Consider the following 21,438-nt stretch of genomic DNA (forward strand, 5'->3'; position numbering starts at 1 on the left):
CCAGAAATGTGACTCGCATTAGGAAAAATAGTTTACGCTAGGCAAAAGGAAACTATGCGAATATGCGGAACCCATGAGTACGAGTGCACAGACGAACTGGGATGATTTACGCTTCGTGTTGGCAGTTGCGGACGAAGGGTCCGTCGCCAGCGCAGGGCGGACCTTGGGTGTAAATCATGCCACCGTGCTTCGCCGGATCGCGGCCTTCGAAACGCGCCATGGCCTGAAAGTCTTTGAAAAGACCCCGACAGGTTACCGTGTATCGGCCGACCGCCGCAGTCTGATCGAGGCATTGCGCGAAGCGGGAGAAGCATTCGGTCAGGTCGAGCGACTGATCGAAGCCGAGCGCCCGAACCTGTCATCCAGCATTCGGATCACATCGACTGATGCGTTCTGCCACTTCATACTCGGCCCCATAATTTCAGGGTTGCCGAGAGAAATATCAAGCAATATCAGTATTCTGTCGAGCAATATTCACCTAGACTTCGACAGGCTTCAGGCTGATATCACCGTGCGCCCGGCGCGCAAACTTCCCGACGAGCTGTCGGGTATTCACGCCGCGAATTTCCGGTTCGGGATCTTCAGCACCGGGGACTGCGATGGCTCGTGGCTTGGACTCGAAGGCGCGATCGCTCGAAGCAGTGCAGGAGAGTGGATGCGCAGCAAGGCGCACGGGGCACGGGCCCCCGTATCTTCTGACAGCTTCATCATGTTGGCCTCTCTCGCGGCCGAGGGTCGCGGTCGGGCCATCCTTCCGATGTTCGTGGGCAATGCGTGGCCGCAACTCGAACTGATCGAAATCCCTGAGGATGTGCCCGCTCTGCCGATCTGGGTCGCCAGCCATGTGGATCTTTTGGATTCCGGGCGGTTGCGGCGCGCGCGCAGTTACCTTGCTGAACGCCTATCCGAAGTCGAACCTACGCTGATGGGCTGAGTGCTCCCTAGAACCGAAACCCAAGTGAGAGGCCCAAGACGGGGTCTGTATCCGGGGCGTTTGCTACGCCACCTTGCAGGAAGCTGCCGTCCTCCAGCGTGTAGGCGGCGCTGATACCCAACCGTGCCAGTGGCTTATCTGTCCGTCGCCCGTCCTGCGCGAGGATGCCGGACAGGCCTACGCTGAAGCTGTCGGTCACCGCATAGTCCAAGAACACCTCCGAACGGGTTCGCTGTCTTTCTGAACCATAGGTCACGCTGATGCCTGTGGTGGTGCGCCCCCGCGTCAGTGCAGAGCCAAGCCTGAGAACGTCCTCGCCGTCCTGGGTTTCACCGCCGCCGAAAACCGAAAGATCGCCTGGGTCATAGCCGTGGCCCGCCGCTGTCAGCAGCGATACGGGAGGGATCACGGGATAGCGAAAGCCCGTCGGGTTGTCCGTGCTGCCCGAGATATTGTCCTGGGGCGCCAGTCTCGCAGCCAGAGTGGCCGAACCGCCCAGTTCGAATTCCATTTCGGGGCCGGGCGACTCGGCCAGATCCGGAATCGCCTGAGCCTGCGCCTGAAGCGTCAGAAGGAAAACAGCAAGTGAAACGGAAAGGGTGCGCAAGGGTCCCGTCCTGTCCTTTGCCCACCCGCTTGGACATTGCGACAGAACAGCGAAACGAGCCAGAGGCAGTGCGCCGGAACGCGACCCGGTTGTGGCAGTTCAGCCTCAGTGGCAAGGGTTCGCCGATCAGCTTTCCTCTAGGAACCGAACCTTGCCGATGTAGGGAAGATTTCTGTTCCTCTGCGCGAAATCGATCCCGTAACCTACCACGAATTCGTCAGGAATTTCGAAACCGGTCCACGTGGCGCGAATTTCCGTCTCGCGCCGGGACGGCTTGTCCAGCAGTGCAATCGTCTCCAGCTTGCGGGGATTCCGCGATTTCAAAAGCTGCAGAACGTGGCTCAGCGTAAACCCTGTATCAACGATATCTTCCACGACAAGAACGTCTCGGCCGCCGATCTCGCCCCGAAGGTCCTTCAGAATCCGAACCTCCCGGCTTGATTCCATGCTGTCGCCGTAAGAAGACGCCTCGAGGAAATCGACCTCGACGTTCATGTCAAGTTCGCGCACAAGGTCCGCGATGAAGACGAAAGAGCCCCTCAGCAGTCCGACGACGACCAGCTTGTCGGTGCCCGCGTAGGCCTTCTTGATCTCGGCGGCCAACGCCTCGATCCGCGCGGCGATTGCCTTGGCGGAGATCATCTCGTCGATCACATATGGCTGCGTCACGATCACGCTCCCCCTTGACCCTTGCGTCCCGTCCTTACACCTAAGGGCATCGACAGCACCAGTCCCGAGAGCGCATGCCGACGCATTCCGAGACGCGCCGCCTCCCTTACACGGCGCAACAGATGTATGACCTCGTGGCCGACGTGGCGCGATACCCCGAGTTCCTGCCCTGGACGGCAGCGGCTCGGATCCGCGAGACGCGGGACGAGGGCGATCATGTCGTGATGCTGGCTGACCTCGTCATTTCGTTCAAGGTGTTCAGAGAGCGGTTCGGCAGCCGCGTGACGCTCTGGCCCGAGGCGCGAAAAATCGACACCGAATACCTGGACGGGCCCTTCAAGTACATGATTTCCAACTGGTCTTTTGCCCAGGTCGAGGATGGTTGCGACGTCTCGTTCCACGTCGATTTCGAGTTCCGGAACCGCGTACTGCAGGCCACTGCGACGGTGTTCTTCAACGAAGCGATGCAGCGCGTCGTGCGTGCATTCGAGCGCCGCGCGGCAGATCTCTACGGATAGCGACGCCCCTGCAAACCGGCGAATCGCGCGTGGTTCGGGCAAGGCCAATTCCGCGATGCCCGTCTTCAAGCGAAAGGGAGCGTCAGCCATCGGTCGGCGAAGCGTCGGCAAAACGTATGGCAAGCGTTCTTCGCATCCGCTGATAACATTCTTCCCGAAGTCCGAGAGCTTGATCAGGGGAACGGCTCCAGGCGTACTCCTGTCCGTGGAAGAATCATTCATCTTTCGCCATGCTTCGGCTGTGATTCCAAAACCCAAAGATGGATGACTTAATATGCATATCATTGAATTCGCTCTGGGAGCGGTCGCAGTCTCGGCCTTGGCGGGCTGCGTCGAGGATACCGGTTCGTCGAGCCAATCGGGCCTGCCGCTTGTCGGAAGCTCGACGGACGTGACAGCTTTTGAGGGCGCCCGGGCAGGACAGGCCGATGGAGGCTTGCGTGCTCTTGGCTACGAGGTGGTCCGCACAGAAGGGCTGACCAGTTACTGGTTCAACCGCTCGACCGGCGCCTGTGCCCGGATCAGCACTTGGGACGGCCGGTTTTCCGACGTGACGATGTTGCCCTCGGAGGATTGCTGAGGCGCTCTGCGCCTGTGCCGGGCTGCACTTTCTGCCGCTCGGCGCAACTCTGGGAATGAAACGATCGCCTAGCGGTTCCCGTCGCGCGTGAACCGGCCGGCTTCCGCCGCCGCCGCTTTCAGCGCGCGGCTCTTGTTCACCGTTTCCTGCCATTCGGCTTCCGGGTCGCTGTCCCAGACAACGCCGCCGCCGGCCTGGATGTAAAGCTGTTCGTCCTTCAGCACGGCCGTGCGCAGCGCGATGCACATGTCCATGTCGCCGCCTGCCGAGAAGTACCCCACGCCGCCGCCATAGACGCCGCGCTTTTCCGGCTCCAGTTCGTCGATGATCTCCATCGCGCGCACCTTGGGTGCGCCCGAGACGGTGCCCGCAGGCAGGCCCGCAAGAAGCGCCGAGAGCGCGTCGTGTTCCTCCGACAACTCGCCCACGACGTTCGAGACGATATGCATGACGTGGCTGTAGCGTTCGATGATGAACTCTTCAGTCGGATGCACCGTGCCGATCTTCGCCACCCGGCCCACATCGTTCCGGCCGAGGTCGAGCAGCATCAGGTGCTCGGCCAGTTCCTTTTCATCCGACAGAAGATCCGCCTCGTAGGCGCGGTCCTGTTCCGGGGTTGCGCCGCGCGGACGCGTTCCAGCGATGGGACGGATCGTGACCTCGCCGCCGAAGACGCGAACGAGGATTTCGGGCGAAGCCCCGATCACCTGGAAGCCCCCGAAATCGAAATGGAACATGAAAGGCGACGGGTTCGTTCGGCGCAGCGCCCGGTAAAGCGAGAACGGGGGCAGCTTGAAGTCCTGCCGCCAGCGCTGCGAAGGCACCACCTGGAAGATGTCGCCGGCGGCGATGTACTCGCGCGCTTTCTCGACCGCCGCCTTGTAGTCGTCCTTGGCGAAGTTCGAAACCGGCTCGGCCACCTCCAGCGCTTCGCCAAACCCGTGTCCGACATTCGGCAGTGGCCGGTCGAGGTCGCGCACGGCGTCCATCACTCGTTCCGCGGCCTGGGCATAGGCCGCCTTGGCCGTCAGGCCCGACGAGACCCAGGCGGGCGAGACCACGATCACTTCGCCCTTCACCCCGTCCAGAACGGCCACCACCGAAGGGCGCAGCAGAACCGCGTCGGGCAGGCCGATGGGATCGGGATTGATGTCGGGCAGGCGTTCGACCAGCCGGATCATGTCATAGCCAAGATAGCCGAAGAGCCCGGCAGACGCAGCGGGCAGGCTCTCGGGGAGGTCGATTCGGCTTTCCTCGATCAGGGCGCGAAGCGACGTCAACGGGTCTGCCGTCTCGTCCTCGAACGCGTTCCTGTCATAACGGGCCTGCCGGTTGATCCGCGCGCCGGTGCCATGGCACTCCCAAATGATGTCGGGCTTCATGCCGATGATAGAGTAACGCCCGCGTACCTCGCCGCCCGTGACGCTCTCCAGCATGAAGGCATCTGCCTGCGCGCCCGAGAGCTTCAGCATCAGCGACACCGGCGTGTCGAGATCGGCCGCAAGCCGCGTAAAGACCAGCTGGTTGCGGCCGGCGTCGTACCCCTCGGCAAAGGCTTCGTATGAAGGTTCGAGAGCCATATCAGGGCAACTGCGCGTTGACGGCGTTGATCGCGGCCTGGTTCAGTTCGACTGGTGTCTCATCCAGCAGCGACTGGGTGTAGGCCTGGATCAGCGCCGTCGACATCTCGACCGCGGTCTGGCCGGCGAACTGGCCGCGCACGGCCTCCGCCTCGGGTGTCGTCGGATCCGGTGCGTTTACGGCGTCAAGACGCACAAGCCAGGCAAAGCCATCGGCGGACAAGACCCGCACTTCGTTCGGCTCCATTTCGAAGACCGCAGAGATGAAATCCGGCGGGGTCCTGTCGAGGAAGGTGTCGCGGGTCAGCCCGCGGTCCGTTTCCAGCGAAAGCCGCAGCGCCGCCATCTCGCGGCCGTTGCGAATGTCCTGCGCCAGAGCCTCGGCGCGGGCAGCGAGCGCCTTGCCGGTCTCTGCCCGTTCCCATGCGGTCGTGACCTCCTCGCGCACCTCGTCCAACGGGATGGGGGCGGGCTCGGCGATCTCGGTGACGCTCAGCGCGAAGATCCCGCCGTCGTCCAGTTCGATCACCACCGGGAAGTCGCCGGGCTGAGCGGCGCCGGCGGCGTTGCGGAACGCGTCATAGGCCGCGATACCGTCGAAGCTGTCGACGTTCCACTCGATGGTGTCGGCCTGCATGTCGGTCCGCTCGGCAAGAAGGTCCATGTCGGCGCCTCCGGCCAGCAGGTCTTCGATCTGCGGAATCGTCTCGGCGATGATGCGCCGCGCGCGATCGGCGGCGGCTTCGGCGGCCAGTTCTTCCCTGGCTTCTTCGAAAGGAGTTTCCTGCGCGGCCAGAATTCCGTTCATCCGGTACAGCGCGGGTCCGAGATTCGAGGGCAGGGGGCCGACGACTGCCGGTTCGTTTAGCGCGAAGATGTCCGCGGCGGCCTCGCCCAGATCGGCAGCCGACACGTCGCCCAGATCGACATCGGCCAGCGTCAGACCCCGCTCGGCGACCAGCGCATCGAATTCGGCCTCGCCGGCATCGATGCGCGCCTTGGCGGCCACCGCATCAGCCTCGCTGGTGAAGACCAGCCGCTCGACAAGCCGGCGTTCCGGCTGAACGAATTCGTCGATGCGTCCATCGTAGAGCGCGCGCACCTGCGCCTCGTCCACCTCGATCTGGTCCACGATCATGTCCGGTGACAGCCATGCGTAACGCACGGTCTTGGTCTCGGGGCGGGTGAATTCGGCGATATTCGCCTCGTGGAAGGCGGCAAGATCGGCGTCGGTCGGCTCCGGCAGCGCCTCGGTCATGTCGACCTCGGTCAGCCGCGCCCAGGTCACGTCCCGTGTCTCGCGCACGTAGTTGAAGAGCGTATCCACGAAGACCTCCGGGGTGCGGACGCCGGACCCCACGGCGCTGCGCAGCAGGCCGCTGGAAATATCGCTGCGCACGCGGTCCTCGAACTCGGGCACGTCGATGCCGTTCTGCTCCAGCGACAGCTCATAAATCTGGCGGTCAAAGGTGCCGCCCGCGCCCTGGAATGCGGGCGAGGACAGGATTTCCTCGCTGACGGCTGCATCGCCGGCCGAAATGCCAAGGCGGTTCATCTCGTTTTCAAGCGCCGCTCCGGAGACAAGCTGGGACAGCGCGGTTCTGTCCAGGCCCATCAGCCGGGCCTGCTGGAACGTCAGTTGCTGGCCGGTGGCACGCTGGAAATTCCGTACCTGGGCCTCGACGGCGCGGGCGTATTCGTTCACGTCGACCTCGGCATCGCCGACCGTGGCGACCGTGCGGACCGAGCCGCCGAAATTCGTCGCGCCAAAGCCCGCAAGCCCCACGATCAGAAGCAGGATGATTACCCAGAGCGCCGCGTTTCCAGCCTTATTCTTCGCCATGTATCAAAGCCCGTTCTTCAAAGGTCGGGACTTCCTACGCGAGCCACGGAAGCAGGGCAAGGGGCAGGCGTCAGCGGCGGATCGCGGCGGCCTGACGGTCCAGTTCGCGGGTCAGTTCGCGGGGCGCGTGGCGGGCGGCGTCGAGCGCGGTTTCAGCATCCTCGCCAGCGACGGAGCCAGCCGCGATGCGCCGGAGCGAATAGGTCGGGACCGCCACCGTCCCACGCAGCATTTCGCGGGTCAGCGCAAGAACCGCGAGATAGACAGGATAGGCCCCGAGAACGCCGGGACCGGAGACCGCCTCGCCCTCTGCGATCCGCTGGCAGAGCGCGGCGTCGGGCGAGAGATAACTGCGGCAGATCATCGGTCGCGCGTCATAGGCGCGGCATGTGCGGCGGTCGGGATCGAGCGCCGGGCAGGCGGCAGGATGCCATGCGCGCCCGTCCGGTTGGCCGCTCACCGGCGCAAGGGCGGCCTGCATCGCCCTGGCCTCGGCCCCGGTCATGGTGCCGCCATCCTCGCCCGTCAGGATGCAGCAGAAGGCGCAGCCCTCGGCGCAGGCCGCCGAGGCGGCAGGCCCTTCGGAATCGGCCATTTGCCCCGCGATCACCGCCAGACCGGCCTGCTGGGCGGCTTCCCCGTCCCGCAGGCGCCGCAGGGCCTCGCGCAGCGGCATGCCATGCGCGGCGGCCGTGTCGATCCAGGCGACAAGCGTCCGGCGCGCCGTGTCGCGCAGCGCCGGCGGCAGGCCAGAGGCGCGGGCGGCCAGTGCCCGAGCGCGCAGCCCCGCCATGTCCTTCGGCGCGCTCATGCGCGTTCGGGTGTCATGGCGGCCAGCCGTCTGGCGAGTTCGGCGATCTGAGACCGGTCGATATTTGCAAATGCGATGCGCAGCCCCTTGGCGCAAATCGGGTCGCCTTCGGGGGCGAACATCGTCGCCGGCAGGGCCAGCACGCCCGCTTCCTGAACCAGCCTCCGCGCGACCGTGTCCGAAGGGGCATCGAACGGATGGCTGACAAAGGCGAAATAGGCGCCCAGTCCCAGAATGTCCCATCCGGCCAGCGGACCGATATGGTCTTCGACCGCCGCGCGCCTGTCGAGGATCTCGGCGCGCTCGCCCGCCACCCACTGGCTCAGGTTCCGCATTCCCCAAAGCGCCGCCTTCTGACCCAGCATATTTGCGCAGATGATGGCGGTGTCCTGAAATTTCTCCATCTCTCTCAGCAGCTTGGAGGACGCAATTGCTGCACCGACACGATGCCCGGTCAGGCGGTAGGTCTTGGAGAACGAATAGAGCGAGATCACGGTATCGTCCCAGTCGGGATCGGCGATCAGGTCGTGCGGCGCGCCCGGACGGCTGTGGAAATCGCGGTAGGTTTCATCGACGACGAGGGCGATGCCCCTGGCGCGGGCCAGGTCGCGGAACGCGGCAAGGGTCTCCGGCGGATATTCCGCGCCTGTGGGATTGTTCGGCGTGACAAGAACGATGGCGCGCGTGCGGTCCGTGATCAACGCCTCTGCGTCGCCAGCATGGGGGATCATGGCCGTATCGCAGGGCAGAGCAACGGTGCGCACGCCCGTCATGTCCAGCCACATTTTATGGTTGAAATACCATGGGGTTGGAAGGATGACTTCATCCCCGTGTCCGGCCAGAGTCGCCATCACCGCGACAAAGGCCTGGTTGCAGCCTGCAGTGATCGCCACCTGTCCCGGGGCGACATGGCCGCCGTAGTGGGCCGACCAGTTCGCCGCGACTTCGGCACGGAGATCGTCCATGCCCAGAACCGACCCGTAGAGATGCGATTCTGCGTCGTTCAACGCGGCTTCCGCGATGGCTCTCCGAAGGGTTTCGGGCGGAGGATCGACCGGCGCGGCCTGGCTGACGTTCAGAAGGGGGCGTTCCGGCGGGAATGTCACGCCGTCAAGCCAGCGCTTCGCCTCCGGGATCGGCGGCGCGTCGGTCGCCAGCATGACCGGGTTCAGGCGCAAGCGTCACTCCTTGCCGCGATAGGGCTCGACATATTGCAGCGCCATGTCCCACGGAAAGAAGATCCACGTGTCCTGGCTTACGCCGGTGATGAACGTGTCCACCATCGGCTCGCCCTGCGGCTTGGCATAAACCGTCGCGAAATGTGCCTTCGGATAAAGTCTGCGCACGACTTCCAGCGTCTTTCCGGTGTCGACGAGGTCGTCGACGATCAATATGCCGGTGCCGTCGCCCATCATGTCCTTGTCCGGGCTTTTCAGAACCACGGCATCCATTTGCGACTGGTGGTCGTAGCTTTTCACGCTGATGGTATCGACGGTGCGGATGTCCAGTTCGCGGGCGACAATCATCGCGGGTGCCATGCCGCCGCGAGTGATCGCGACGACGGCCTTCCAGGTGCCGTTGTCCGGGCCGCGCCCGTCCAGACGCCATGCCAGCGCACGTGCATCGCGGTGAATCTGGTCCCAGCTGACGTGAAAGCCTTTCTCGTGGGGCAGGCGGTCGGTCATGACCTTACTCCTTCTTGTCGTAGGTCATGTCCGGCGCATCCAGCGCCTTCATGCCCACCACATGGTAGCCCGAGTCGACATGGTGAACCTCGCCCGTCACGCCGCGCGAGAGATCCGAGAGAAGGTACATCGCCGCACCGCCCACGTCCTCGATCGAGACGTTCCGGCGCATCGGCGAGTTGTACTCGTTCCACTTCAGAATATAGCGGAAGTCTCCGATGCCGCTTGCGGCCAGCGTCTTGATCGTGCCCGCGCTGATCGCGTTGCAGCGGATGCCGTCACGGCCCAGATCCTCGGCGATATAGCGCACCGAGCATTCCAGCGCCGCCTTGCACAGCCCCATCACGTTGTAATGCGGCATGACCTTCTCGGCGCCGTAATAGGTCAGCGTCAGAAGCGATCCGCCATCGGGCATGATCTCTGCGGCGCGGCGCGCGACCTCGGTGAAGGAGAAGACGGAAATATCCATCGACATCAGGAAGTTGTCGCGGGTCGTGTCCACGTACCGTCCGCGCAGCTGGTTCTTGTCCGAGAACCCGATCGCGTGAACGACGAAGTCGATCTTGCCCCAGCGGTCCTTCAGCGCCGCGAACAGCGCGTCCATGCTGTCGGTATCGCTGACGTCACACGGGATCACGAAATCCGATCCCAGTTGTTCGGCCAGCGGTGCGACCCGCTTCAGAAGTGCTTCGCCCTGGTAGGAAAAGGCAAGTTCCGCGCCCTGTTCGGCAACGGCCTTCGCGATGCCCCATGCGATCGATTTGTCATTGGCAAGTCCCATGATCAGGCCGCGCTTGCCCGCCATCAATCCCCCGGTCATTTTCTTGTTCCTCGACCCGTTTACCGTGGGCCGGGTCTATGCCATCACGGCACCACCATCAAGTGCAGGAGACCAGTCGATGAGCGCCCGCAGCGGGAAATTCGCAGGAGACGACCCTTTCGCCATCGTCCGCAGTTGGCTGGCCGAGGCGGAAACGTCCGAGATCAACGACCCCAACGCGATCGCGCTGGCATCGGTCGATCCCGACGGTTTGCCCAACGTGCGCATGGTGCTTCTGAAGGAAATCGAGGACGACGCCTTCGTTTTCTACACCAACTATGAAAGCGCCAAGGGGCGGGAGATCATCGCCAGTGGAAAGGCCGCTTTCGTTATGCACTGGAAGTCGCTGCGCCGTCAGGTTCGGGTGCGCGGGCATGTCACGAAAGAGGACGGACCGCAGGCGGATGCCTATTATGCGTCGCGCCCCCTGGAAAGCCGGATCGGCGCATGGGCCTCGGAACAGTCTCGTCCGCTTGCCTCGCGCGAGGCATTGATGGCAAAGGCGGCGAAACTTGGCCTGACCCATGGAACCTCGCCGAAACGGCCGCCGTTCTGGGGCGGATTCCGTATCAGCCCCGTGGAAATCGAGTTCTGGGCGGATGGGGCGTTTAGGCTACACGACCGATTCCGGTGGACCAGAAACGGCCCGCTGGACCCCTGGACGGTCCAGCGTCTAAACCCGTGATGAGCACACGCTTTAAAATTGTGATTTTTTCAATCTTTAACCTTGCATTTCCGGGGGCCGATAAAGCACACTCGGTATAAAGGGCGAAAGACCCGAGGGATGAATTTGTCTATGTCAGACACGGAAAAAGACGGGGTGCATGTCACGGGTGTCGTGAAGTGGTTCGACCCGACCAAGGGCTTCGGCTTCGTTGTTGCCGATACAGGTGGTCCGGACATTCTTTTGCATGCCAATGTCCTGCGCAATTTCGGTCAGTCCTCTATCGCGGACTCGGCCGGGATCGAGATTATCGTTCAGGAAACCGCGCGCGGGATCCAGGCGGTGGAAGTCCTCCACATCGAGCCCCCGGCGACCGGCGTCGGCGCAGCGATGATGTCCGACGAGAACAGCGAAATCACCGAACCCGTCGATATGTCCCTGCCGTTGGAGCCGGCACGCGTCAAATGGTTCGACAAAGCCAAGGGTTTTGGCTTCGCGAATGTCTTTGGCAGACCCGAAGATGTCTTTCTTCACATTGAAGTCCTTCGCAGGTCCGGGCTTGCCGATCTGCAGCCCGGCGAAGCTGTCTCCTTGAGGGTCGTCGAAGGCAAGCGCGGCAGGATGGCCATGCAGGTCACAAGCTGGGAAGCGGCGCTCAAGGATCACCATTGATCCGATGTGTTGCAACGCTTTGCGCATGCGCTGCGTACGCGTTGCCTGCGCTTGCGGAATGTGATGCCGGACGTGTCGATCTGAAGGGCGACTGGGGCGCCGCGCGATTCTCCGTCGAGGTTGCCGACGATCCCCGTGAGCGGTCTCAGGGTCTCATGAATCGCGAAGTCATGCCGCGCAGCGCCGGAATGCTGTTCGTCTACGAACGGCCGCAGCGCGCGGTGTTCTGGATGAAGAACACGCTGATCCCGCTCGACATGATCTTCATGGACTCCGCGGGAACCGTGACACGCATACACGAGAACGCCATACCGCTGGACCTGACAGGAATCGATGGCGGAGAAAACGTTCAGTTCGTGCTCGAAATCAATGGCGGCCTGGCAGGGCGGTTGGGGATCGTCGAAGGAAGTGTATTGCGCCATCCGGCGATCGGGCCGGATGCCGCCTGGCCCTGCGACTGACGCGGAACGCCGCAAAAAGATTCTCGTCTTTGTGGTCAAAGGAATTTGCGTCCCGGCGAAAATCCGATTAACAGCGCAGAGAGTCGGGGCGTGGCGCAGTCTGGTAGCGCACCTGTTTTGGGTACAGGGGGTCGTGAGTTCGAATCTCGCCGCCCCGACCACCACCACAACAACTACATCTAGTGTGCTCTCTTCGGGGAAAGCCGCTAGCTGTGGTATATGTGTTGCCTGAATTTGTGGCACGCGCGCATTTCTCCGGGTGGACGCTAATTTCAGGAATGATCGGAAAAAGGACCGCTTTCGCGACGGGTGTGTTCATGTCGGGTGTCGGTATCTTCTTCTAACCTACCAACCCGAAAAGGGTTTTTGCGATGATGACGTCTGGGGCATCCGGCACCGTTTCGGAGACGTAAATCCCACGAAGAATCGGACCGCTCAAGCGAGGGTCGGGGTCAACTCAAAAAAGTGACGATTTTGTGAAAAAGGTCGTTGACGAGTCGCTCCGGTTTGCAGCAGTTTGTGTGAGCCGGTCGGGAGGCCACAAGATGTAGTGGTTCCGGCAGGGGACAGATGATCACCGAATTCTCGCCCTCGTTCGAGGGCCGAGGTGCCGCCGCGAAACTCGTTTCCGGCGAAGTGGTTATTATTGTCCCAAGCCATCCGACCGGCGCGACCAGGCAATGGCATCGCACTCAGAGGCGAGCCGAATACAAGACCGGATGCGGGGCACGGAAAAACATGAAGATCGAACGTTCGTTCACCAAAGCAGGTAAAGACGCGTACGCGGAGCTGGAATTCACCACGACATCGTCGGAGATCCGGAATCCCGATGGTACGGTCGTGTTCAAGCTCGATGATGTCGAGATTCCGGCGGGCTGGAGCCAGGTGGCTTCGGATGTCATCGCTCAGAAATATTTCCGCAAGGCTGGCGTTCCTGCACGTCTGAAGAAACTGCGTGAAAAAGGCGTTCCCGAGTTCCTGTGGCGTTCCGTGCCCGACGACAAGGCCCTGGCCGAACTGCCTGAAGACGAGCGCTTCATCGGCGAGACATCGGCCCGTCAGGTGTTCGATCGTCTGGCCGGAGCTTGGGCCTACTGGGGCTGGAAGGGCGGCTACTTCACCAAGGAGTCGGACGCGCGCGCCTATTTCGACGAGATGCGCTACATGCTGGCCACCCAGCGCGCGGCGCCGAACAGCCCGCAGTGGTTCAACACGGGTCTTCACTGGGCCTACGGCATCGATGGCCCCAGCCAGGGCCATTACTATGTGGACTTCAAGACCGGCCAGCTGACCAAGTCGGATTCGGCCTACGAGCATCCGCAACCGCATGCGTGCTTCATCCAGTCCTGCGCCGACGACCTCGTGAACGAAGGCGGCATCATGGACCTCTGGGTCCGGGAAGCGCGGCTCTTCAAGTACGGCTCGGGCACGGGCACAAACTTCAGCCACCTGCGCGGCGAGGGCGAGAAACTCTCGGGCGGCGGCAAATCGTCGGGCCTGATGGGCTTCCTCAAGATCGGTGACCGCGCAGCGGGCGCGATCAAGTCGGGCGGCACCACGCGCCGCGCGGCCAAGATGGTGATCGTCGATGCCGACCACCCGGATATTGAGGATTTCATCAACTGGAAGGTCATCGAAGAGCAGAAGGTGGCCTCGATCGTCGCCGGCTCCAAGATGCACGAGCGCGAACTGAACGGTATCTTCGCCGCGATCCGCGACTTCGACGGCTCGGAAGAGGGCGCTTACGACCCGGCAGCGAATGACAGCCTGAAGGCTGCGATCAAGTCGGCCAAGAAATCGGCGATTCCCGAGACCTACATCAAGCGAGTCCTCGACTATGCGCGTCAGGGCTACACCTCGATCGAATTCCCGACCTACAACACCGATTGGGACAGCGAAGCCTACTCGTCCGTCTCGGGCCAGAACTCGAACAACTCGATCCGAGTGACCGACGCCTTCCTGCAGGCGGTCCGTGACGATGCCGACTGGGAACTCTTGCGCCGCAAGGACGGCAAGGTGTCGAAGACGATCAAGGCCCGCGATCTCTGGGAACAGGTCGGCCACGCCGCCTGGGCCTGCGCCGATCCCGGCATCCAGTACCACGACACCGTCAACGCCTGGCACACCTGCCCTGAAGACGGCCCGATCCGCGGCTCGAATCCGTGCTCGGAATACATGTTCCTGGACGACACGGCCTGTAACCTGGCGTCGATGAACCTGCTGACCTTCTACAAGGACGGCGAGTTCCAGGCTGACGACTACATGCATGCCACGCGTCTCTGGACGCTGACGCTGGAAATCTCGGTGACCATGGCGCAGTTCCCGTCGAAGGAAATCGCGCAGCTCAGCTACGACTTCCGCACGCTGGGTCTCGGCTACGCCAATATCGGCGGCCTTCTGATGAACATGGGCCTTGGTTACGACAGCGACGAGGGCCGGGCTCTGGCCGGCGCGCTGACCGCGATCATGACCGGCGTGGCTTATGCGACCTCGGCCGAGATCGCGGGCGAGCTGGGCGCGTTCCCGGGCTACGAGCGCAACGCCCAGCACATGCTGCGCGTCATCCGCAACCACCGCCGCGCGGCCTATGGCGAGACGGATGGGTACGAGGCGATGAACGTGAACCCGGTGGCGCTTGACCGCGCCAACTGCCCGGACCAGCGTTTGGTGCAACTGGCCGCCGAAGCCTGGGACGAGGCGCTCAGCCTTGGCGAGAAGAACGGCTACCGCAACGCGCAGGCCACCGTGATCGCGCCGACCGGCACGATCGGCCTCGTCATGGACTGCGACACCACCGGCATCGAGCCCGACTTCGCGCTGGTCAAGTTCAAGAAGCTCGCCGGCGGCGGGTACTTCAAGATCATCAACCGCTCGGTTCCCGGTGCGCTCGAGACGCTTGGCTATTCCTCGTCGCAGATCGAGGAGATCGTCTCCTATGCCGTCGGTCATGGCACCATCGGCAACGCGCCTGGGATCAACCACACCTCGCTGATCGGCCACGGCTTCGGCCCGAAGGAGATCGACAAGATCGAGGCGGCGCTGCCTTCGGCCTTCGACATCCGCTTTGTCTTCAACCAGTGGACGCTGGGCGAGGAGTTCTGCACCAAGACGCTGGGCATCCCGGCCGAAAAGTTGAACGACCCTTCCTTCGACCTGCTGCGTCACCTCGGCTACAGCCGCAAGGACATCGAAGCCGCTAATGATCACGTCTGCGGAACGATGACGCTGGAAGGGGCGCCGCACCTCAGCGAAGACCACTACCATGTCTTCGACTGCGCCAACCCCTGCGGCAAGAAGGGCAAGCGGTTCCTCTCGGTCAACAGCCACATCACCATGATGGCCGCCGCTCAGTCCTTCATCTCGGGTGCGATCTCGAAGACGATCAACATGCCGAACAATGCGACCATCGAAGACTGCAAATCGGCCTACGAGTTGTCCTGGAGCCTCGGCATCAAGGCGAACGCCCTCTACCGTGACGGCTCCAAGCTGTCGCAGCCGCTGGCCGCCGCGCTGGTGGAAGACGACGAGGAGGCCGAGGAAATCCTCGCCACGGGCTCTCCGCAAGAGAAAGCGGCAGTGCTGGCCGAGAAGATCGTCGAGAAGGTGATCGTCAAGGAAATCGTCAAGAGCCACCGCGAGAAGATGCCGGAACGCCGCCGGGGCTATACCCAGAAGGCGATCGTGGGCGGGCACAAGGTGTACCTGCGCACCGGCGAATACCAGGACGGTTCGCTGGGCGAGATCTTCATCGACATGCACAAGGAAGGCGCTGGCTTCCGGGCGATGATGAACAACTTCGCTATAGCGGTCTCGGTCGGCCTTCAGTACGGCGTGCCGCTGGAGGAGTTCGTCGACGCCTTCACCTTCACCCGGTTCGAACCGGCGGGCATGGTACAGGGCAACGACTCGATCAAGAACGCGACGTCGATCCTCGACTACATCTTCCGCGAACTGGCCGTGTCCTACCTCGACCGGACCGATCTCGCCCATGTCAAGCCGGACGGCATGACCTTCGACGAGATGGGCCGTGGCGAGGACGAGGGCAAGCGCAACTTCAAGGAAGTGCCCGAAAGCACCGGCACCTCGGCCTTCGAGGTGATCAAGAAGGTCGCCTCGGCGGGCTACACCCGTGGCCGCGTGCCTCAGGACCTCTTCGTGGTCCAGGGCGGAGCAGGGGCCACGGCGCTTTCCACGGCTGGCGATCCCTCTGCCGCGCTTCAGACGCTCGTGCCCGAGATCGGCGCGGCGGTGATGACCGAGACGACCGCGATCGCCACCGGCACGATCCAGATGGACGCGCGCCAGAAGGCCAAGATGCAGGGCTACGAAGGCGATCCTTGCGGCGACTGCGGCAACTACACGCTGGTGCGCAACGGCACCTGCATGAAGTGCAACACCTGCGGCGCGACAAGCGGGTGTAGCTGACGAGATTTGCCGGGGTTGACTTCAGCTCCGGCAAGGAACCGGGTGGGGCGGCAACGCCTCCCCACTCAAACTGGGCCGGAGGCCCGGGGTTTTACAGGAACCCCTTACCTCTGGCCTGTTGGAAGGCGCTGCCTTTCGACGTGGGGCGGGTGCGCTCGCCCTGAACGCGGATCAGGCCGCAGGCAGAAACCGGGCGGTACAACAGAGTGAGCCTGATCAGCGAAACTGGGCCCCTTCGGGGGCCCATTTTCTTTTGTCCGCACGGTTACACGCCCTCTCTCTTCCTACACAAATCCGTGAACTCACTGAAAATTATGGAGAAAATGCAAAACTGCACAATTCGATGTGCGGTTTCTGACGTTTTGCTCCCGACACCGGGTCACCATCTGCTCTGCAAGAAACAACGTATCGCCATTTCGAACGAGCCAGGTCCATGAAACGAGAAGCGCTTGCCCTTGTTGTTACCGTGCTTGCCACCCAGGCGGCTTCGGCTGGCGAGAATTTCAATGCATCGCCTTCTGGCGCGTCCGGTTCCTTGCTTGTCGCCAATCCCGGAAATGCCGCCGTTGCTATGTCGGTATTTCGGAACGACGCTGGCAAGGACGGTCAAGGGCCGGGCATGCTGCATCTCCGGAAACTCGGATTTTCCGAGATCGATACCGATGGCGACGGGCGGATCAGTTTCGAAGAGCTCTATCGCGCCGACGGCCCGTCTTTGACATTACTTCGCGGCAACTAGTCCCCAATCCCCTCCCTGGCCGCGAATGACATGGCCGCTGCTTTCCCCGGCAGCGGCCATGATTTTTGGGGTGCAGGATGATGCCCCGGAGGCCTGGCAAAAAGATTGACCTAGGTCAGACGCATAAAACATTTGCTATTTGACATCCATCAACGCCGCCATCCCGAATGAGTCCTACAAAGGGGTTATAGCGTCATTTCAGGCGCAGTCATGAAGGAGGAAGATGACCGTGAAACGTATTATCCTTGGTACCACCGCCGCTTGTTTCGCTGCCACCGCCGGCTTTGCGGCCGTAACCATTCAGGACCTCGATGTTTCGGGCGACAGCTTCGCCACGTTCGAAGAAGTGAAGAACGCCATGCCGAAAATGGACATGGTCGACTTCAAGGCCATCGACGCGAACAGTGACATGCGCCTCAGCGCCGAAGAGATCAACGATCCTGCCGCTCAGGCTCGCCTCGCAGAACACTCTATCCTGATGCACAAGGATCAGCCGATCCGCAACCTCGATACCGATGGAGACGGCTTCATTGGCTGGAACGACATGGCCCGGGTCTATCCCACCATGACTCGGGTTACCTTCCAGGGAATCGACTCGAACGGCGACAACCGCCTCAGCTATGCCGAGTATTTCTCGACGGATGCTCAGATCGCCATCGCCCAGTGCTCGGCTTCCAGTTTCCAGGATCTCGCCTCGCTGGATGCGAACGGCGACAACTTCCTGTCCATGGAAGAACTGAAGGGCGGATATCCGGGGGTCACGGCGTTCGACTTCCAGACCATCGACCTGAACCGCGACAACCGGATCAGTTCGGTCGAGTATCTGGCGCCGACGGCACAGTGCCTCGAAGGCAAGTAATCGCCGACAGTCATTGGTAACAAAGGGAGAGGGCCGCCGGGGAACCGGCGGCCCTTTTCGCATTCTAGCGGCAACTTGCGGTGACGGCGTGTTCACGCGGCCTCTCGCATTCGTGAACATATTGAAATCAAACACTTAAAATTCACAAAACTGCACAGGGCCCTGTGCGGAACGCCGGGTTTGAAGACCGGAAATCATCCCCAAATGCTCTGTCACGGACGGCGACAAACGCCGCCACTCCCTGAGACTGAACTTTGAAAACAATCAGCCCGGAAGACCGGGTTCACCGAAAGGACACTGACCATGAAAACCCTCGCGCTGGCCATCGCCACCACCGCTCTGACCGCAACCGTCGCTTCCGCCGCCGGCATCGGCGCCGTCGATCAGAACGGCGACCGCTTCGCCTCCAAGGCCGAGATCGCCGCCGTCTACACGACGCTGTCGGTCAATGATTTCCGCGATCTGGACCAGAACCGCGACAACCGCATCAGCGCCGCCGAATTCACGGCGCCGGGGGCGGCGGCCATTCTGAACAAGCACGTGGCCGGCGTGCCGGTCCGTGACGTGACGGAGATCGACACGAACGGCGACGGCTTTGCATCGCCGGCAGAACTGGCCACGGCCTATCCCGGCTTCGGCGAGATCGACTTCGACGATATCGACGCCAACAACGACGGCCGGATCAGCGCGGTCGAGCTTTATGCCCCGGTCGCCCAGGACGTTGTCAGCCGTTACGAGACCGGGTCGTCCATCCTCGTCTCTCTGAACGAGGTCGACACCGACGGATCGGGCTTCGCCTCGCTGAACGAACTGGTGGCGCAGTACCCGAACCTCTCGGCGGTGGATTTCCAGCGGCTGGATGCGAACGACGACAACCGGATTTCCTTCAGCGAACTCTATGACCTCGACGCCATAGAGGTGCTTGGCAAGAACCTCTGATCCCCGGCGGGATCAAAAGAAAAGGCCGCCCGGACGGGCGGCCTTTTTCGTTGTGCGGCGCGTGCCGTGGCGTCAGGCCATTTCCCCGCGCGAAAGCGCGGCAACGCCGGTGCGCGCCATTTCCCGCAGGCCCAGCGGCCGCATCAGATCGGCGAAGGCGTCGATCTTCTCGGGCGATCCGGTGATCTCGAAGATGAAGCTCCCCAAGGTGGAATCGACCACATTCGCACGGAAAATATCGGCCAGCCGCAGCGCCTCGACGCGCTTTTCGCCGGTGCCCACGACTTTGAACAGGCCCAGTTCGCGCTCGACCGAGGCACCCTCGACCGTCAGGTCATGCACTTCGTGCACCGGAACGATCCGGCCAAGCTGCGCCTTGATCTGCTCGATCACACTGGGCGTGCCCGTGGTCACGATGGTGATCCGGCTGACGTGACCGGTGTGATCGGTCTCGGCCACCGTCAGGCTCTCGATGTTGTAGCCGCGGCCCGAGAACAGCCCGATGACGCGCGCCAGAACACCGGCCTCGTTGTCGACAACCACGGCCAGCGTGTGACGTTCCACCGGTTCGGCATTCGGGTCGCGCAGGTCATAGGCCGAATGCTTCGAAGTGCCTTTTTTGATCTTGAGAGGGGACATGATCGCTTCTTCTTTTCCGAAATACTCTTGGGGTGAGCCGCCCTGGCGGCGAGGGGGCAAGGCCCCCTCAGACCAGGACCGCGCCGCCTTCCTTGATGGCGTTCTTGGTATCGGCGTTTTCGCCCAACAGCATCTCGTTGTGCGGCTTGCCTGACGGGATCATCGGGAAGCAGTTCTCGTGCTTCTCGACAAGGCAGTCGAACACCACGGGTCCATCGTAGTTGATCATTTCCATGATCGCATCGTCCAGATCCTTGGGGTCGTGGCAATGGATGCCCTTCGCGCCGAATGCCTCGGCCAGCTTGACGAAGTCGGGCAGGGCCTCGGACCAGGAATGCGAATAGCGCTCGCCGTGCAGAAGTTCCTGCCACTGGCGGACCATGCCAAGACGCTCGTTGTTCAGGATGAACTGCTTGACCGGCAGGCGGAACTGCACGGCCGTACCAAGTTCCTGCATGTTCATCAGCCAGCTCGCCTCGCCGGCCACGTTGATGACCAGCGCGTCGGGATGCGCCATCTGGACGCCGATCGACGCGGGGAAGCCATATCCCATGGTGCCCAGGCCGCCGCTGGTCATCCAGCGGTTGGGATCCTCGAAGCCGAGATACTGCGCAGCCCACATCTGATGCTGGCCGACCTCGGTGCAGATATAGCGGTCGGGATGGTCCTTGGTCAGCGCCTCCAGCCGCGCCAGCGCATGCTGCGGCTTGATGGTCGGTCCGTTCTGGGTGAACTTCAGGCAATCGACCTTCTTCCACTCTTCGATCTGGTCCCACCACTTGGCGACGGCCTCGGCATTCGTCTTGCGGCCGCGGGCCTTCCAGATTTTCAGCATGTCTTCCAGCACATGGCCTACGTCGCCGATGATCGGCCAGTCCACGTGGATGACCTTGTTGACCGACGACGGGTCGATATCGACATGAGCCTTGCGGCTCTTCGGGCTGAAATCCTGCACGCGGCCGGTGATCCGGTCGTCGAAGCGCGCGCCGATGTTGATCATCAGGTCGCAGCCGTGCATCGCCAGGTTGGCCTCGTACAGCCCGTGCATCCCCAGCATGCCCAGCCAGTTCTTGCCAGAGGCGGGATAGGCGCCAAGACCCATCAGTGTCGAGGTGATCGGAAAGCCCGTGGCATCGACCAGTTCGCGCAGAAGCTGGCTGGCCGCGGTGCCCGAGTTGATGACGCCCCCACCGGTATAGAAGATCGGGCGCTTCGCCGTCTCCATCGCCTTGACGAGGTCGGTGATCATCTCGACGTCGCCCTTGACCTGGGGCTGATAGCGCGATGGTTTTGCCTGCTTCGGCCCGACATAGGTGCCGCTGGCGAACTGGACGTCTTTCGGGATGTCGATCAGCACCGGGCCGGGGCGGCCAGACTTGGCGACATGGAACGCCTGGTGAATGGTGTCGGCCAGCTTGTCGGTCTCCTTCACCAGCCAGTTGTGCTTGGTGCAGGGCCGCGTGATGCCGACCGTATCGGCCTCCTGGAAGGCGTCGTTGCCGATCATGAAGGTCGGCACCTGGCCGGTCAGCACGACGATCGGGATCGAATCCATCAGAGCGTCTGTCATTCCGGTGACCGCGTTCGTCGCGCCCGGACCGGAGGTCACAAGGCAGACGCCCGGCTTGCCGGTCGAACGCGCATAGCCTTCGGCCATATGGACCGCGCCCTGTTCGTGGCGCACGAGCACGTGCTTGATCTGGTTCTGCTGGAAGATCTCGTCATAGATCGGGAGCACGGCGCCGCCGGGATACCCGAATACGACTTCGACACCCTGATCCTTCAGGGCTTCGACCACCATTTTCGCTCCAGTCATCTGCGTCTTGCTCATCGCGCCTGCTTCCTTTGTATTCCGCGCATAAAAAAAGCCCCCGGTTCTCGGGGGCGCATGGGGTACCGTTCAGGGTTTCCGCTACCGGCCCATGCGCCATGTTCCTACAAGAAGTACGATCCGGACCATCCGGGCTTCCTCCGTCAAAGTGCGGGGAGACTA

20 protein-coding genes and 1 tRNA gene are annotated in these 21,438 nt (G+C 62.5%); 11 read left to right on the forward strand and 10 right to left on the reverse strand.

What is annotated here, in order from left to right; translation table 11 throughout:
* Nucleotides 1–73: 73 nt before the first annotated feature.
* Nucleotides 74–934, forward strand: coding sequence for a LysR family transcriptional regulator (locus ACKLNI_RS09550; RefSeq protein WP_413718835.1), 861 nt, complete (start codon nucleotides 74–76; stop codon nucleotides 932–934).
* A gap of 7 nt (nucleotides 935–941) precedes the next feature.
* Here the strand turns inward: ACKLNI_RS09550 and ACKLNI_RS09555 are convergent, their stop codons facing one another.
* Together ACKLNI_RS09555 and hpt are read right to left on the reverse strand one after the other, a co-directional pair.
* On the reverse strand, nucleotides 942–1,541 hold the full coding sequence (locus ACKLNI_RS09555; RefSeq protein WP_413718836.1) for a hypothetical protein: 600 nt from the start codon (nucleotides 1,539–1,541) through the stop codon (nucleotides 942–944).
* A gap of 126 nt (nucleotides 1,542–1,667) precedes the next feature.
* Complete coding sequence (gene hpt / locus ACKLNI_RS09560; protein ID WP_413718951.1) at nucleotides 1,668–2,213, reverse strand: hypoxanthine phosphoribosyltransferase; 546 nt, start codon at nucleotides 2,211–2,213, stop codon at nucleotides 1,668–1,670.
* A gap of 71 nt (nucleotides 2,214–2,284) precedes the next feature.
* Between hpt and ACKLNI_RS09565 the strand changes: the two genes are divergently transcribed.
* Both ACKLNI_RS09565 and ACKLNI_RS09570 read left to right on the forward strand, forming a co-directional pair.
* On the forward strand, nucleotides 2,285–2,728 hold the full coding sequence (locus tag ACKLNI_RS09565) for a type II toxin-antitoxin system RatA family toxin (protein ID WP_413718837.1): 444 nt from the start codon (nucleotides 2,285–2,287) through the stop codon (nucleotides 2,726–2,728).
* 274 nt (nucleotides 2,729–3,002) lie between these two features.
* Nucleotides 3,003–3,308, forward strand: a complete 306-nt coding sequence (locus ACKLNI_RS09570; RefSeq protein ID WP_413718838.1) for a hypothetical protein — start codon at nucleotides 3,003–3,005, stop codon at nucleotides 3,306–3,308.
* A 68-nt stretch (nucleotides 3,309–3,376) separates the two neighbouring features.
* Here the strand turns inward: ACKLNI_RS09570 and trpE are convergent, their stop codons facing one another.
* The 6 genes from trpE to fabI all read right to left on the reverse strand — a co-directional run bounded on the left by trpE (nucleotide 3,377) and on the right by fabI (nucleotide 10,047).
* Nucleotides 3,377–4,888, reverse strand: a complete 1,512-nt coding sequence (gene trpE / locus ACKLNI_RS09575; protein ID WP_413718839.1) for an anthranilate synthase component I — start codon at nucleotides 4,886–4,888, stop codon at nucleotides 3,377–3,379.
* Between the two features lies 1 nt (nucleotide 4,889).
* Nucleotides 4,890–6,731: a peptidylprolyl isomerase gene (locus tag ACKLNI_RS09580; protein ID WP_413718840.1), complete on the reverse strand. Its 1,842-nt coding sequence runs from the start codon at nucleotides 6,729–6,731 to the stop codon at nucleotides 4,890–4,892.
* A gap of 70 nt (nucleotides 6,732–6,801) precedes the next feature.
* Nucleotides 6,802–7,542 carry a YkgJ family cysteine cluster protein gene (locus tag ACKLNI_RS09585; RefSeq protein ID WP_413718841.1) on the reverse strand — a complete coding sequence of 247 codons (741 nt, stop codon included), beginning with the start codon at nucleotides 7,540–7,542 and terminating at the stop codon, nucleotides 6,802–6,804.
* Nucleotides 7,539–8,720 carry an aminotransferase gene (locus tag ACKLNI_RS09590; protein WP_413718842.1) on the reverse strand — a complete coding sequence of 394 codons (1,182 nt, stop codon included), beginning with the start codon at nucleotides 8,718–8,720 and terminating at the stop codon, nucleotides 7,539–7,541. The genes ACKLNI_RS09585 and ACKLNI_RS09590 overlap by 4 nt, the downstream gene beginning before the upstream one ends.
* 3 nt (nucleotides 8,721–8,723) lie before the next feature.
* A complete protein-coding gene (gene gpt / locus ACKLNI_RS09595) occupies nucleotides 8,724–9,227 on the reverse strand; it encodes a xanthine phosphoribosyltransferase (RefSeq protein ID WP_413718843.1) in 504 nt (167 codons plus the stop codon).
* Between the two features lie 4 nt (nucleotides 9,228–9,231).
* Nucleotides 9,232–10,047 carry an enoyl-ACP reductase FabI gene (fabI, locus tag ACKLNI_RS09600; RefSeq protein WP_413718844.1) on the reverse strand — a complete coding sequence of 272 codons (816 nt, stop codon included), beginning with the start codon at nucleotides 10,045–10,047 and terminating at the stop codon, nucleotides 9,232–9,234.
* Nucleotides 10,048–10,126: 79 nt separating this feature from the next.
* Between fabI and pdxH the strand changes: the two genes are divergently transcribed.
* From pdxH to ACKLNI_RS09640, 8 genes are all read left to right on the forward strand, one after another.
* On the forward strand, nucleotides 10,127–10,732 hold the full coding sequence (pdxH, locus tag ACKLNI_RS09605; RefSeq protein WP_413718845.1) for a pyridoxamine 5'-phosphate oxidase: 606 nt from the start codon (nucleotides 10,127–10,129) through the stop codon (nucleotides 10,730–10,732).
* Nucleotides 10,733–10,843: 111 nt separating this feature from the next.
* The gene (locus tag ACKLNI_RS09610; RefSeq protein WP_413718846.1) at nucleotides 10,844–11,383 is read left to right on the forward strand and encodes a cold-shock protein; all 540 of its coding nucleotides are present in this window, start codon (nucleotides 10,844–10,846) and stop codon (nucleotides 11,381–11,383) included.
* On the forward strand, nucleotides 11,383–11,844 hold the full coding sequence (locus ACKLNI_RS09615; RefSeq protein WP_413718952.1) for a DUF192 domain-containing protein: 462 nt from the start codon (nucleotides 11,383–11,385) through the stop codon (nucleotides 11,842–11,844). Before ACKLNI_RS09610 ends, ACKLNI_RS09615 begins: the two co-directional genes overlap by 1 nt.
* A gap of 84 nt (nucleotides 11,845–11,928) precedes the next feature.
* Nucleotides 11,929–12,005: transfer RNA gene (locus tag ACKLNI_RS09620), tRNA-Pro, on the forward strand.
* A 577-nt stretch (nucleotides 12,006–12,582) separates the two neighbouring features.
* Nucleotides 12,583–16,269, forward strand: a complete 3,687-nt coding sequence (locus tag ACKLNI_RS09625) for a vitamin B12-dependent ribonucleotide reductase (RefSeq protein WP_413718847.1) — start codon at nucleotides 12,583–12,585, stop codon at nucleotides 16,267–16,269.
* Nucleotides 16,270–16,702: 433 nt separating this feature from the next.
* Complete coding sequence (locus tag ACKLNI_RS09630) at nucleotides 16,703–17,008, forward strand: EF-hand domain-containing protein (protein ID WP_413718848.1); 306 nt, start codon at nucleotides 16,703–16,705, stop codon at nucleotides 17,006–17,008.
* Between the two features lie 229 nt (nucleotides 17,009–17,237).
* Complete coding sequence (locus tag ACKLNI_RS09635) at nucleotides 17,238–17,867, forward strand: EF-hand domain-containing protein (protein WP_413718849.1); 630 nt, start codon at nucleotides 17,238–17,240, stop codon at nucleotides 17,865–17,867.
* A 303-nt stretch (nucleotides 17,868–18,170) separates the two neighbouring features.
* On the forward strand, nucleotides 18,171–18,806 hold the full coding sequence (locus tag ACKLNI_RS09640; protein ID WP_413718850.1) for an EF-hand domain-containing protein: 636 nt from the start codon (nucleotides 18,171–18,173) through the stop codon (nucleotides 18,804–18,806).
* 72 nt (nucleotides 18,807–18,878) lie between these two features.
* Here the strand turns inward: ACKLNI_RS09640 and ilvN are convergent, their stop codons facing one another.
* Both ilvN and ACKLNI_RS09650 read right to left on the reverse strand, forming a co-directional pair.
* The gene (gene ilvN / locus ACKLNI_RS09645) at nucleotides 18,879–19,445 is read right to left on the reverse strand and encodes an acetolactate synthase small subunit (RefSeq protein WP_413718851.1); all 567 of its coding nucleotides are present in this window, start codon (nucleotides 19,443–19,445) and stop codon (nucleotides 18,879–18,881) included.
* Nucleotides 19,446–19,512: 67 nt separating this feature from the next.
* Entirely contained in the window at nucleotides 19,513–21,276 is a 1,764-nt protein-coding gene (locus ACKLNI_RS09650; protein ID WP_413718852.1) for an acetolactate synthase 3 large subunit, read from the reverse strand.
* Between the last annotated feature and the right edge of the window lie 162 nt (nucleotides 21,277–21,438).

It is taken from the genome of Silicimonas lutimaris, from assembly GCF_047314965.1.
GTDB lineage: Bacteria > Pseudomonadota > Alphaproteobacteria > Rhodobacterales > Rhodobacteraceae > JAVJUV01.